The following is a 12,366-nucleotide window of genomic DNA, read 5'->3' as shown; positions in this document are numbered from 1 at the left end:
TTTTGTAAAGGAATACAAATCTTACAGTATCGTTTCTACCTGTTTTCGGTAGGCTTTTGGCGATTTTCCGCACAATTTTCGGAACACTTTATAGAAATATCCAAGGTTACTGTAACCAACAGCATAACAAATATCTTCGATACTGTCACTGGTTGAAAGCAAGAGCTGCTGGGCAGCCTTAATACGTTGTTTGTTTAGTAATTCTGCAAAGGTCGAATCGGTTTCTCGCTTAATCAACTGCCCCAGATAGACAGGATTGATAAAAAGATCCTTACTAATATCCTTGAGAGAAAGTTCTTTCTGATAATCACGCCCAATGACTTCCAGCACACTGACCACATTTTCATTCATACGGTATTGACCGAAAAAGCTGATCAGAGTTTCCTTGATATAAGAAATCAATTCATCGAAGGATTGAATAGCATGAATGGTTTTGACGATATTCGTCATATCATCAGCTTTGAGATGTTCAAACAAGTGGAAAACATCCATGACAAACTGGATAAAAAGCTGTTTGGTAATGGGAACACGCGGTGTATTTTCAAGAACCACCTTCTCCAAGAGGTTTAACTCTTCCACGATTTGATTGAGATTCCCCTGAATGATAACCCTATAAATCGGTTCGTAATAGGCAAAGAGACTCTGAGACTGTTGTAGATTTACAGAACCGTAAAAGAGGGCTTTCTCAGCATTCAGCTTCCAGCGTTCAAATTGTTCTTGATAGGGAGCTTCAAAGGGAGTAACGACTAAACCATCTAGGGCTTGGTCAGAAATGAAAATCTGCCAGTCTTGGCCTAAGACATAGTAGGGAATGGTGAAGGAGCCTTGTTTTTCCTTGGATAGACCTATCCACCAATTCTCCTTACCTCCTAGATAACTAACAAATCCAGCCTCGTCTAAATCTTGACTGAGGGTCTGACTTTTCTTTACTCTCTCACCGAGCTGACCTGCAATCTTTTCCAACAGATTTCCCAATTCTACCTTATCTACTGGCTTAACTAGATAGTCCACAACACTAAGGTTCATGGCCTTTTTGACATAATCAAACTCCTGATAACCTGAAAGCAGGATATAAGCAGCATCTGGTAAAATCTCTTTCATTTCCCGAATCATATCGAGCCCTGTTTTGTCTGGCATATTGACATCTGAAATGATAACATCGACGGGATTTTCCTGCACATATTCTAGGGCTTCATCGGCATGACTGGCTGTTGCGACGACCTCCATATCCCACTTATCAAAGGGGATCAAACGCTTCAGACCTTCTGTCACCATGTACTCATCATCTACTAATAATACTTTATACATCTTCTCCCTTTCTACTCATCTTGAATTGTAATACGATACTGAACACCTGCTTGCTCTGCAGAATCTATAGTAATAGCATATCGATCCCCAAAATAGAGCACAAAACGCTCATGGACATTGACAATCCCGATAGACTGCCTTTGATCACTGTAGCTGGCTTGGTGTTCAAAATGTCTCTGACTTAATTTTTCTCGAATACTTGCCAGTTTTTCAGCCGACATTCCACGGCCATTATCTACCACTAAAATTTCCACAAAACCGTCCTGTTTAAGCGCCTTGATGCTAATCACATTATCTGTCCGTCTGTGGTCAACACCATGCGCGAAATAATTTTCTACCAGAGGTTGTAAGGTAAACTTGGGAATCTTCATATTCTCTAACTCTGGATCTATCTTGAAACCATAGGCAATGGACTTGGGATAGCGAACCATGCAGAGATAGCTGTATTTACGGCAAAATTCTAATTCCTGTTTGAGGAGGGTCTCTCTTTCATCGGAAATATTGTTACGCAAGAGACTACTGAACTCATAAATGATATCTGCCAACTCGTCCTGACTCTGCATAACTGCATACATGCGCAAGAACTCCAGCGTATTATACATAAAATGAGGATTGATTTGCGCCTGCAGTGCTCGCATATTGGCATCTTTTTGACTCAGCTCTAACTGGTAAATATCATGGATATTCTTTTCCAATCGATCCAACATATCATTAGTAGTCTCTGCGATTAGGAGCAATTCCTGATTTTTCTCGGAAATGTCAATCCGACGACCCTCTTCGCCTTGAGCAATGACTTGAATGGAATCCACCAAATCCACTACCTGCTTTTGGTAATTAGCAAAGGTCTGCCTCAAAGTCAGATAAAGAATGACAATAAAGAGAAGGCTCAAGCCCACAATCAAAGCAGAGCTGGTCACCGTTCCTTGTAAAACAAAGTTTTTGGGAACTGCCACCTGAACCTGATAACCATGAGAAGTTAAGCCAACTAGCCAATTTTCACTCTCCTTATCAACTGTCTCACCAATATGAAAAATCTCCGTATCAAAAGGTGAGGTCACTGTTACTGCCATCGGAGTATGACCTCTAGTATTATCAATGGCATGGTATAAAACAGCAGGGTCCAAGGAGATGTAAATCACTCCTAAATCTTGATCTGACACTGGATCTGACACCGGAATGGCAAAACTATTTCCTGCTGGTTTAAAATCCTCAGCCCTGATTTTTTCTCCACTACGTTTGTCTTTAGTAGAAACATATACTTCCTTGTAATCTTGAAAAGCAATGGCCACTCCAGTTACAAAATCATTTCGAACATAGAGGTCATCAACATTTTCATGCAGAGAGACTGATACATAAGGCGAAGCTTTCCGCTCTAATTGCCAGTAAAAATAGTCTGGCATGCTAAGACTAAAGTATTTATAGATTCCCTCAATACGAGCTTGATTTTCAACTAAAGCCTGAGCTATCTGGGTTGACTCTCTATGGTAATATTCAATTTCACTCACTGTTCTAGCAGTTACACGCTGGGCCACTCTCTGAGCTTCCTTTTCCCGTGAATCCCAGTCAGCGTAAGAGAGTAAGATTGCAAAACTCGCAATAATAATCATCATAACTGAACTGTAGGTTCTTAGAAGCGTATGTAGCCAAAACTGCTTCATCCTACTTTGTCGCCAATTTTTCATGGATACTTTCATAGACCGGTTCCAATATATCACTGATAAAGAAATGCCACATCCCAATTCCTACAAAGAAAAGAAGAGCAGGCATATAGTAACCAATTGCCACAAGTAACACTGTCCCAAGGAGAACCTTGGCCACAGCCGCTAAGCTCATAAAGATGCCAATCAAGGATAGTTTGAGACTATTTCGATAAGACAAGTCAAAATAAACTTGTAATTTCAAAGATACTGTATAAGCCAAAAACAGCAGGGCAACTACTAGAACATTCAAAAAGGTCGCAATCAAATGAATAATAGTCTGATGAGGCAATTGCACCAAGAGATACAAGCCATAGACCAAAACTAGATCCACCCCTAAAAAGCTATAGAAAATCAGGTTGCTTGAGACAAAATTTTGCTTATAAAGAGACCACGCCTCCTTCAAACTGTATTCCCGAAAGCTATAACCATGTTCTGCATACAAGCTCATCAAGGTGGCACTAGCCGGCGCTAGACCAAGGATAATCCCTCCTGCTAAAGTTAATAGCCAAAAGAAGGCTGTCGCAATCATCCCTAAAAAGAAACGATTAAAGACAAAGTCTAAAAATCTCCCCATGATATCCTCCTAAAAATAACTATGAAACTATTATATCATATTTCAAGCGTTTTCAAAAACTTCTAGTATCCATTTACAATCCCACCAAACCATGGTAAAATGAGAATTGTGAAAAAATTATCAGGAGATGATTCATGAAAAAATCTATCTTAACTACACTGCTTTTTGCAGTTCTTTACTTCCTCTGCATGGGGATTGGTGTCCTTTTGGGCAATCTCTTTGACCAAACTGGAAACATGTTTTATGCGCCTGCCTTTACTGCCCTTGTCGGCGGTAGCGTCTATATGATCCTAGTCGCAAAAGTTCCGCGCTTTGGAGCCATTACCACTATCGGTCTTGTTATCGCCCTCTTTTTCTTGGGAACTAAACACGGTGCCGGTGCCTTCCTTCCTGGAATTATCTGTGGCCTGCTAGCAGATGGAGTAGCTAGCCTCGGAAAATACAAGGACCAAACAAAGAACTTCCTTTCTTTCATTCTCTTTGCCTTTAGCTCAACTGGTCCAATTCTACTTATGTGGATTGCCCCCAAAGCCTATATGGCAACCCTTCTAGCAAGAGGAAAATCGCAAGAATATATCGACCGTATCATGGTCACGCCAAATCCTGGAACCATCCTTCTATTTATCGCAAGTGTTGTCATCGGAGCCCTAATGGGTGCCTTGATTGGACAAGTCTTGAGTAAAAAATTGGCACAGAAAATCTGATTACTAAAAAAGAGCCACACGGCTCTTTTTTATTTATGGCTCAAGACTTGGTCAAGAAGTCTCCCAAGAATTGATACTCTTCGAAAATCTCTTCAAACCACGTCAACGTCGCCTTGCCGTAGGTATATGTAACTGACTTCGTCAGTCTTATCTCCAACCTCAAAACAGTGTTTTGAGCAACCTGCGGCTAGTTTCCTACTTTGCTCTTTGATTTTCATTGAGTATGAATTTAAAGATAATCAAAATGATAATGATGGTTGCCAAGATAGTTTTATCGTGATTGTAACGGTTAAATCCATAAGCGATGGCCACGTTACCGATACCACCAGCTCCAACCGCACCGGCCATAGCTGTTTCACCAACAAGGGAAATCAAGGTCACAGTCGTCACACGAATCAAATCTGGAAGATCTTCTAGTAAGCCTTAGCTTTCTAGGCTAAAATTTTTTACCCGAAAAACTTCTTTTTTCTAGTGATAAAATCAACCCTATCACACTCACTACCAAAAACACCCACCAACAAAGTCTGATATCTTGTAAAGCTAAGAAGGAAAATACAGACATCCCCAAGGGTAATGTTAGGGAAAAAATCATACTCAAGAGATTATTACTTCTAGCTAATACATCCGCACTCAAATTAGACAATAACAGAGTATCTAATTTAGGCATTGATTTCGACATCAAATACATGACAAAAGCTAAGCAAGCAACACCTACTAGAGGAGAAAAATCTAAAATATTAGCAGTAGCAAGTAATACAAACAAAATTGCATTGAGCGATAGCAAACTTGAAAACGACCATTTCCCAAAATAATCATGGGGAGTTAGGCTACCAAGAATAGCTCCTCCCAAGCTAACACATTCAATTAAAAATAAGGCTTGAGCATAGCTGAAATGATAGATAGTATGGTCTAATAAGTAAAAGTGATAAATACCTCCAACAGCTCCTCCCAAAGTATTCATTACCAAAATGACAAGAATCATTTTAAACAATGATTTATTTTCTCTCTGTCTAAATATATTATCCATGTCCGCATAGATTGCCTTAACTTGTTGAAGCAAACTAATCGACTCATTCTCTACCGTTACAGACAAATGCGTCAATTCTCTTCTATTTTTGAACAAAATGAGAGAAGATAGTAAAAAGAAACCAGCATTCACAATCGCAACAAAAGAAAAATTTTGATTGCTGGTTGTGAGTAGCCACACTCCTAAGGCTTGACCTCCTAGATTTGATAAATAGGAAACAAACTGAGTAAATGAATAAGCTTCATAGAGCTTATCTTCCGAAATATTATGCTGGATAATCGGCATACGAAGGCCTGCTGTATAATCTGATAAAATATCCGAACAGATATTAACCATACAGATAAAAGCAAACGTTACGAAGTTCTGATCATGAATCACACTAGCAATCAAAAGAAATAGTAGACTTTGCACACAACCAACCCAGATAATTGTCCCTGCTTTATTCCGAGTATGATCAGCCTTAATCCCAACATAAAAAGTAAATAGGAAAGGTAAAATCGTAATCATATTCGCCATAAATACAGCTATATTTTTAAAGGGTAGACTCGCAGCATAAACGATAAATACCAGATTATAAATATAAGCTCCACTTGAGCTTAAAAACCTCGATAAGGTCAGTATTCTAAATAAATGATGTTTTAAAAATAGTTTCATAATAGGCCTTTCTCACATTTCAAAGAGTATTCTATTGAATCCAGTATAACAAAAAAAGCGGGACTCCCCACTTTTTTGTAATATATTTTTTCTGAAAATAGGAACTCTAGCTCCTAGATACTGCTATTTATCACTCCATCTACAAATCCATTTATTTTTCATCAGTCGATGTAATGAGAATATATTACAAATCTTCATTTGAGAGCTGATTTGCAAAATAGTTTTCATAGTATCTTGCACCACCTACATACTCTAAATCTTGTAAGATTGTAATGCCCCTCTGGATTTTTTCAAGCCCCTTATTTTCTACTTTAAAACTAGTATCATAATACCCTTTAGCAATCATATAAATGATTTTAAGATAAGCTTGAGATTCTGGTAAATCTCGTTTTTCAATCTGAAAGATAAAATAATCTGCTTTTAATTTATCCTTTTCCTCTATCGCTTTAAAGAGTCCATTAATCAAAATAGTGTCAATACCAACTTTGTTACTAGGTAAAGAGCCTAATAAATCCGTCTTTTGCAACATCTCCCTAGAATATTTAAAATAGAGGGGCAGAGGAAACAAAGTAGAAATCGTTGAAAATAGTTCCAATTCATAATTTCCCCAGATGTCAATAGTAAAAAAATAGTCATAGAGAAAAGTCAGTTCTTCATCCGTTGCTCTTATTTCTGAATCAAAAAATACAAGAAGGCTTTTGATACGAATCATTTGTAAGAGATAGCTTTTTTCACCACTTGATCTATACTTTTGAGTCGTCTCTTCATACAAGGAATGGAGAGAATCAATCCCTTCTCTGTCATATAAATCCCAAAGATTTTCTTGAAAAGCCAAAACCTTTTTCTGAGAAAAGCCACGTACCAAGTACATAAATTCATTCAAATCAGAATGGATGTTATCTAAGGCAGTAATCAATTTTATAGATGACAAGTCTGCTTCTCCACGCTCAAATTTGCTCAGCATGGAATAAGTAAACTCTCCTCCCGTCGCCTCCTGTAGAGATATATTCCGACTCTTTCTCAATTCTTTAAAAACTTCTCCCAGATTTTGCATATTGACTCCCCACAATGCTTAACTCTCTTACTCATAAAAGTAACGGTTGATAGCAACCAGTACAGAGAATTTTAAGTCTTGACTATAACGACAACTCCTATGAATGATGTATAGATTGCCTTGCACTTTTTATTTATGGCTCAATTTCTTGGTCAAGAAATCTCCCAAGAATTGGATTGCAAAGATAATCAAAATGATAATGATGGTTGCCAAGATGGTCACATCGTGATTGTAGCGGTTAAATCCATAAGCGATGGCCACGTTACCGATACCACCAGCTCCAACTGCTCCCGCCATGGCTGTTTCCCCAACAAGGGAAATCAAGGTCACAGTCGTCACGCGGATCAAATCTGGAAGACCTTCTGATAGGTAAACACCTACGATATCCCAAAATGTCGCTCCGCTCGCTTGAGCCGCCTCAATGACACCGCCATCCAGTTCAGCCAAGACAACCTGCACTTGACGGGCAAAGAAGGCAAAGACTGCAAAAGATAGCGGTACGATAGCCGCATTTGGCCCGATACTTGTCCCTACGATTAGGTGTGAGAAGGGTGACAAGACTGCCAAGAGAATGATAAATGGCACCGCACGGAAAATAGAGGTAATTTTGTCTAAAATCCAGAATACGACTTTGTTCTCCAAGACACCACCTGGCGCTGTCAAGACAAGGAAGAGACCTGCTACCAGTCCTAAGAAACCTCCGATGATAAAGGACAGAACTGTCATATAAAGAGTTAGGTAGATGGCTGTTCCCCAGCCTGCTTGACCAGCCCAGCCCATTTTATAGACATTTGGTAAATAGGTTTGAATCAATGATTCCATCTTACTGTCCTCCCTTCAATACTTTTAGTTGTACGCCTGCTTGACGAATGGCTTCTTGGGCACCTGCTAGCGCTGCTTTTTCACCTGACAAGACAACCACAAGCTCACCAACAGGAGTACCATCGAGAATTTCGATATTCCCATAAAGGATATTAGCCGTCACTTGGTAACGCTTGTACAATTCATTCAAAAGTGGCTCGTCTGTTGAAGCCCCTGCATACTTGAGTTGCACCAAGAGACTGTTTTCAGACAAGTGTTCCACGATTTCTTGTTTCTCAATCTTGACCATGGCTTCGTCAATACCTGTAGCTGTTGAGATAAAGTCTTGGGTCAAGGGTTGTTTAGGGTCTGAGAAGATTTCAAGGACACTACCCTCTTCAATCAAATGTCCGTCCTGCATAACTGCTACACGGTTGGCAATGTCTTTGACAATCTGCATTTCATGCGTAATCAAGACAACAGTCAAGCCTAATTTTTGGTTCAAATCTTGCAACAAAGCCAAAATCTGCTTGGTTGTCTTCGGATCAAGGGCAGAAGTTGACTCGTCTGAAATCAAGATTTTTGGATCATTGGCCAAGGCACGCGCAATGGCCACACGCTGTTTTTGCCCTCCAGATAGTTGTGAAGGGTAGTTTTCAGCACGGTCTGCCAAGCCAACCAAGTCCAACAACTTGGCTACTTTAGCCTTCTTTTCTTCCTTGCTGAGTCCAGAGTGTTTGAGGGCAAAGGCTACATTCTCCTCTGCCGTCTTTTGGCTCATCAGGTTAAAATGCTGGAAAATCATCCCAATATCTTGACGTTTACGACGTAACTGCTCTGCCGTCAAGGTCACCTTGCCATCAAAAATCACATCGTCGTCAATGGTAATTTTCCCTGCAGATGGTTTTTGCAAGAGGTTAATCACCCGAACAAGGGTTGATTTCCCTGCTCCAGAATATCCAACGATTCCGTAGATATCCCCTTCTTGGATATGAATGGTCACATCCTTGACCGCTGTGATGGTTCTCTTCTTCTGATGAAAAGTCACATCGATCTGATCTAACTTGATAATATCTCTACTCATAGCTTCTAATCAGCTCCTCTACTAATTCAATATGGGTGTAATAATCGGCGATTCGCACATTTTCATCTCCACCGTGGTCTCGGCTATTGGCATTTCCTAGACCGAAGGCCACCATTGGCACCTCTAGGGCATCAAAGACCGTATGCATAGGCCCTGTCCCAGCTGTAGTCGGCAAGACTGAAACGCCCTGTGGATAGAATTTCTTAGCCAACTCGATCACATTGAGAATGGCTGGCGCGCTCATATCGCTTCGATAGCTCATCTCTCCCAAGGTATAGTATAATTCTACCCTATCAAAGCCATTTTTGTCTAGCTGTTTCCGAATTTTTTCCAGAACATCATGCGGTTCTAAGCCAGGAACCAGACGAACCTCTAGCTTGGCACTGGCTTCTGCTGGCAAAATCGTTTTAACTCCTTGTCCTTGATAACCTGACTGAATCCCTTCGATATTAAGCGCTGGCTCGAAAAAGAAACGTTTTAGAAAGGCCATCCGCTCTTCCTGTAAGAGAGGCAACTCCAATCCATAAATCCGACTAACTTCCTCTGGGTTTCGTTGACCATAAGTTTCTAGCAAGGCCATTTCTCGTTCATTTGGCTCTTGTACTTCTTCGTACAAACCTTCAACCAAGATACGGCCATCTGCGGCACGAAGAGACTGTAGGGCTTGAAGGAGGTACCAGGGAGCTGATTCCACAACCCCACCATAACTAGAATGGATATCCACATCAGCACTTTTAACCTTGGCATCAAAGGTCACAATCCCCTTATTTCCACCAGAAATTTCCAGCTGTTCCAAGGCATTTTTGGTTCCTTGTTCCCAGACCAATAAATCCGCACCACGGAGTTTATTCGCATGTTTTCCCAGATACTTATCTAGGTCTGTCGAGGCCGATTCCTCCGCACCCTCCATGATAAAACTGATGTTGACAGGCAGGTCATCGTGGTACTGCATGTATTTTCTCAAAGCACTCAAACGAGCTGTGATATGCCCCTTATCATCGTCAACCCCACGCCCATACATGAAGCCATTACGGACCGAAAGCGTAAAGGGATCCTCTGTCCAGACCTGATCCCCGTCCGCTGGCACAGTGTCATAGTGGTTATAGAAAATCAAGGTCTTAGCATCTGGGCGCGAACTCTTGAAATGCGCCATGACAAAGGGAGCCGTATAAGTCTCATCAATCTCCACTTCAGCTCCAACACGCTTGAAAATCTCACCCAGATAGTTTGCGACTTCCTTGAGTCCAACCTGCTGGGCAAAGACCGACTTCTTAGAAATCAAGGTACGCAAAACCTCAAAATAATGCTGGGCTACATGATCCTTTTCAAATTTTTCGATCTGTTCTTGTTCGCTAGGAAAAACCATATTCTCTCTACCTTTCTATGAACTACTCTTCCTGACAATCCATGCTCTATACAAAATCAAGAGGTGGAATTTTCTCTCCCACCTCCCTGTTTCTTATTACCAAACTGGTTGATCCAAACCGTCTGATGTTTCTTCGATAACTTTTTTCACGTCATCTGTGTGGTAAGCTGCGATCACTTTCTTGATAGCATCAGCCTTAGGTGATGTTTCCCAATCTTTTTTCGCAACGATGATGTTGTACCATTGTTTTGAGTTTTCATCAGCTTGTTCTTTGAAAAGTGCTTTCTTGTAGTCCAATTTTGCTTCTGTAACGAAGGTATTGTTTACAACGGCAGCGTCAACTGATGACAATGAACGAGCTGTTTGGCTAGCGTCCAATTCAGTGATTTTCAAGTTCTTTGGATTTTCTTTGATGTTAGCAACTGTTGCAAGAGCAGTTCCAGAAACATCCAATTTAATCAAGCCAGCTGATTGGAGCAAGTAAAGCGCACGGCTTTCGTTTGTAGCATCGTTTGGTACAGCGATTTCTCCGTTTGCTGGGATGTCTTCTACTTTAGTGTACTTGTTGTCACTTCCATTCAAACCTGAGTAAAGGCGGATTGGAGAGATGTAAGTATCAGCAATCGCTACAAGATCTTTTCCGTTTTCTTTGTTCCAGTTGTTCAAGAAGTTGTAGTGTTGGAAAGCGTTCAAGTCTACTTCGCCATCAGCAGTTGCCTTGTTTGGTTGTGAGTAGTCTGTGAACTCTGTAAATTCCAAAGTGATTCCGTCTTTTTTAACCAATTCTTGAACTTTATCCCAACGAGCTTCTTCAGAACCGCTACGGTTGACAGTTGCAATTTTGATAGTTGTTGCATTGTCTGCTTTCTTTTCTGAGTTTCCGCAAGCTGCAAGAGCCAAACCTGCGACTGTAGCAAGGGCTGCTAGGCCAAGCCATTTTTTGATTTTCATGATTCTTTCTCCTTAAAAATAATACCGTACTAGTATCTCATACTTTCTTCAATTGCACAAATTGTTATTAGATAATCAGATATATAGTTTAAAACTATATCCCTAAAAACTGAGAAATCACCCATCTTACTCAGAATGGATGACTTCAAGAAATTATTTAATATCAGCTTCTGCCGGTAGGTAAGTGTCTCCGAAGAATTGTTTAGACAATTTTTCAAGCGTGCCATCTTTGTAGAGTTCTTTAATGCGTTTGTCTACAAATGATTTCAACTCATCTTGACCTTGAGCAAGAAGTGGGTAAACGTAAGGTTGTTGGTCGCTTGGAAGTTCGATAACTTTCAAGTTGTCCAAACCTTGGTTCTTGATAACTGTTTCAACACCAATTTTATCAAAAATCTTATAGTCAAATTGTCCATCGCTCAAACGTACCATGATTTGTTGGAAGTCTGCCTTAGTATAGTTAAGGATAGTTGGGTTGTCCGGGTGTTCAGCGTTGTATGCTTCTAACTGCTTAGCTGATGTAGTGGCTTGAACGACTTCCGTCGATTTTCCACCGATATCAGCGAGAGACTTGATGCTAGAGTCGTCTTTCTTCACTACAAGGACATTAGGGTTTTGGGCAATTGGTGCGGCATAAAGGTATTTCTCCGCACGTTCTTTAGTGTAGCTAAGATTGTTGACAGCCATATTGTAACGGTCAGCGTCAAGACCAGCAAAGACACCTGACCATTCTGTCTTTTCAAACTTGACATCATATTTGTCAGAATCTTTAAAGATAGCGCGAACGACTTCAATCTCGTAACCAGTCAATTCGCCATTTTCTTCATAGATAAATGGTTTTGGCGAGCCATTGGTTGCAACGATGATTTCTTTCTTGCTAGCTGCTTCTCCTTCTTTCTTAGCACCACCTGAGCAAGCTGCTAACACACCTGCAGCAACAAAAGCAAGGGCCGCAAGAGATGAGTATTTAACGATTTTTTTCATGTCATTTCCTCCAAAATAGAATACCTTATAATCTTAACAGAAAAAGACTATTTACGCCATTATATGATATCTATCTCTGTGATAAGTTTTCTTTATGGCTGATTTATACTCAATGAAAATCAAAGAGCAAACTAGGAAGCTAGCCGTAGGTTGCTCAAA

General features: G+C 40.4%; 11 protein-coding genes and 1 pseudogene. 1 reads left to right on the top strand and 11 read right to left on the bottom strand.

Features of this window, described 5'->3' with window-relative positions:
- Positions 1-21 precede the first annotated feature (21 nt).
- The 3 genes from HT720_RS05845 to HT720_RS05835 are packed head-to-tail and all read right to left on the bottom strand — an operon-like array spanning position 22 to position 3,582.
- Complete coding sequence (locus tag HT720_RS05845) at positions 22-1,308, bottom strand: response regulator transcription factor (protein WP_173274952.1); 1,287 nt, start codon at positions 1,306-1,308, stop codon at positions 22-24.
- Positions 1,309-1,319: 11 nt separating this feature from the next.
- Positions 1,320-2,990, bottom strand: coding sequence for a sensor histidine kinase (locus HT720_RS05840; RefSeq protein ID WP_345890277.1), 1,671 nt, complete (start codon positions 2,988-2,990; stop codon positions 1,320-1,322).
- On the bottom strand, positions 2,968-3,582 hold the full coding sequence (locus tag HT720_RS05835) for a YesL family protein (protein ID WP_173274951.1): 615 nt from the start codon (positions 3,580-3,582) through the stop codon (positions 2,968-2,970). The genes HT720_RS05840 and HT720_RS05835 overlap by 23 nt, the downstream gene beginning before the upstream one ends.
- 134 nt (positions 3,583-3,716) lie before the next feature.
- On the opposite strand from HT720_RS05835, the gene HT720_RS05830 reads away from it, so the two are divergent.
- Complete coding sequence (locus tag HT720_RS05830; protein WP_173274950.1) at positions 3,717-4,286, top strand: MptD family putative ECF transporter S component; 570 nt, start codon at positions 3,717-3,719, stop codon at positions 4,284-4,286.
- Between the two features lie 195 nt (positions 4,287-4,481).
- Here the strand turns inward: HT720_RS05830 and HT720_RS05825 are convergent.
- The 8 genes and pseudogenes from HT720_RS05825 to HT720_RS05790 all read right to left on the bottom strand — a co-directional run.
- Positions 4,482-4,694 (bottom strand): annotated as a pseudogene (locus HT720_RS05825) (hypothetical protein); the annotation flags it as partial.
- Positions 4,695-4,722: 28 nt separating this feature from the next.
- Positions 4,723-5,967, bottom strand: coding sequence for a transporter (locus tag HT720_RS05820; RefSeq protein WP_173274949.1), 1,245 nt, complete (start codon positions 5,965-5,967; stop codon positions 4,723-4,725).
- Between the two features lie 184 nt (positions 5,968-6,151).
- Complete coding sequence (locus HT720_RS05815) at positions 6,152-6,931, bottom strand: Rgg/GadR/MutR family transcriptional regulator (protein WP_240156323.1); 780 nt, start codon at positions 6,929-6,931, stop codon at positions 6,152-6,154.
- A 219-nt stretch (positions 6,932-7,150) separates the two neighbouring features.
- On the bottom strand, positions 7,151-7,843 hold the full coding sequence (locus HT720_RS05810) for a methionine ABC transporter permease (RefSeq protein WP_000444647.1): 693 nt from the start codon (positions 7,841-7,843) through the stop codon (positions 7,151-7,153).
- Between the two features lies 1 nt (position 7,844).
- Positions 7,845-8,906, bottom strand: a complete 1,062-nt coding sequence (locus HT720_RS05805) for a methionine ABC transporter ATP-binding protein (RefSeq protein ID WP_000085667.1) — start codon at positions 8,904-8,906, stop codon at positions 7,845-7,847.
- Entirely contained in the window at positions 8,899-10,272 is a 1,374-nt protein-coding gene (locus HT720_RS05800; protein WP_173274947.1) for a M20/M25/M40 family metallo-hydrolase, read from the bottom strand. Before HT720_RS05800 ends, HT720_RS05805 begins: the two co-directional genes overlap by 8 nt.
- 96 nt (positions 10,273-10,368) lie before the next feature.
- Positions 10,369-11,223, bottom strand: coding sequence for a MetQ/NlpA family ABC transporter substrate-binding protein (locus HT720_RS05795; protein WP_050207619.1), 855 nt, complete (start codon positions 11,221-11,223; stop codon positions 10,369-10,371).
- A 153-nt stretch (positions 11,224-11,376) separates the two neighbouring features.
- Positions 11,377-12,207, bottom strand: coding sequence for an amino acid ABC transporter substrate-binding protein (locus HT720_RS05790; RefSeq protein WP_173274946.1), 831 nt, complete (start codon positions 12,205-12,207; stop codon positions 11,377-11,379).
- Positions 12,208-12,366 lie beyond the last annotated feature (159 nt).

It is taken from the genome of Streptococcus sp. 68 (assembly GCF_013277415.1).
GTDB lineage: Bacteria > Bacillota > Bacilli > Lactobacillales > Streptococcaceae > Streptococcus.
This window is presented reverse-complemented; position numbering and strand designations above follow the sequence as displayed.

What these genes read in the sequence shown, in the direction of transcription:
- HT720_RS05845 (WP_173274952.1), bottom strand. Translation starts at nt 1,308, where the DNA reads ATGTATAAAGTATTATTAGTAGATGATGAGTACATGGTGACAGAAGGT.
- HT720_RS05840 (WP_345890277.1), bottom strand. Translation starts at nt 2,990, where the DNA reads ATGAAAAATTGGCGACAAAGTAGGATGAAGCAGTTTTGGCTACATACG.
- HT720_RS05835 (WP_173274951.1), bottom strand. Translation starts at nt 3,582, where the DNA reads ATGGGGAGATTTTTAGACTTTGTCTTTAATCGTTTCTTTTTAGGGATG.
- HT720_RS05830 (WP_173274950.1), top strand. Translation starts at nt 3,717, where the DNA reads ATGAAAAAATCTATCTTAACTACACTGCTTTTTGCAGTTCTTTACTTC.
- HT720_RS05820 (WP_173274949.1), bottom strand. Translation starts at nt 5,967, where the DNA reads ATGAAACTATTTTTAAAACATCATTTATTTAGAATACTGACCTTATCG.
- HT720_RS05815 (WP_240156323.1), bottom strand. Translation starts at nt 6,931, where the DNA reads ATGCTGAGCAAATTTGAGCGTGGAGAAGCAGACTTGTCATCTATAAAA.
- HT720_RS05810 (WP_000444647.1), bottom strand. Translation starts at nt 7,843, where the DNA reads ATGGAATCATTGATTCAAACCTATTTACCAAATGTCTATAAAATGGGC.
- HT720_RS05805 (WP_000085667.1), bottom strand. Translation starts at nt 8,906, where the DNA reads ATGAGTAGAGATATTATCAAGTTAGATCAGATCGATGTGACTTTTCAT.
- HT720_RS05800 (WP_173274947.1), bottom strand. Translation starts at nt 10,272, where the DNA reads ATGGTTTTTCCTAGCGAACAAGAACAGATCGAAAAATTTGAAAAGGAT.
- HT720_RS05795 (WP_050207619.1), bottom strand. Translation starts at nt 11,223, where the DNA reads ATGAAAATCAAAAAATGGCTTGGCCTAGCAGCCCTTGCTACAGTCGCA.
- HT720_RS05790 (WP_173274946.1), bottom strand. Translation starts at nt 12,207, where the DNA reads ATGAAAAAAATCGTTAAATACTCATCTCTTGCGGCCCTTGCTTTTGTT.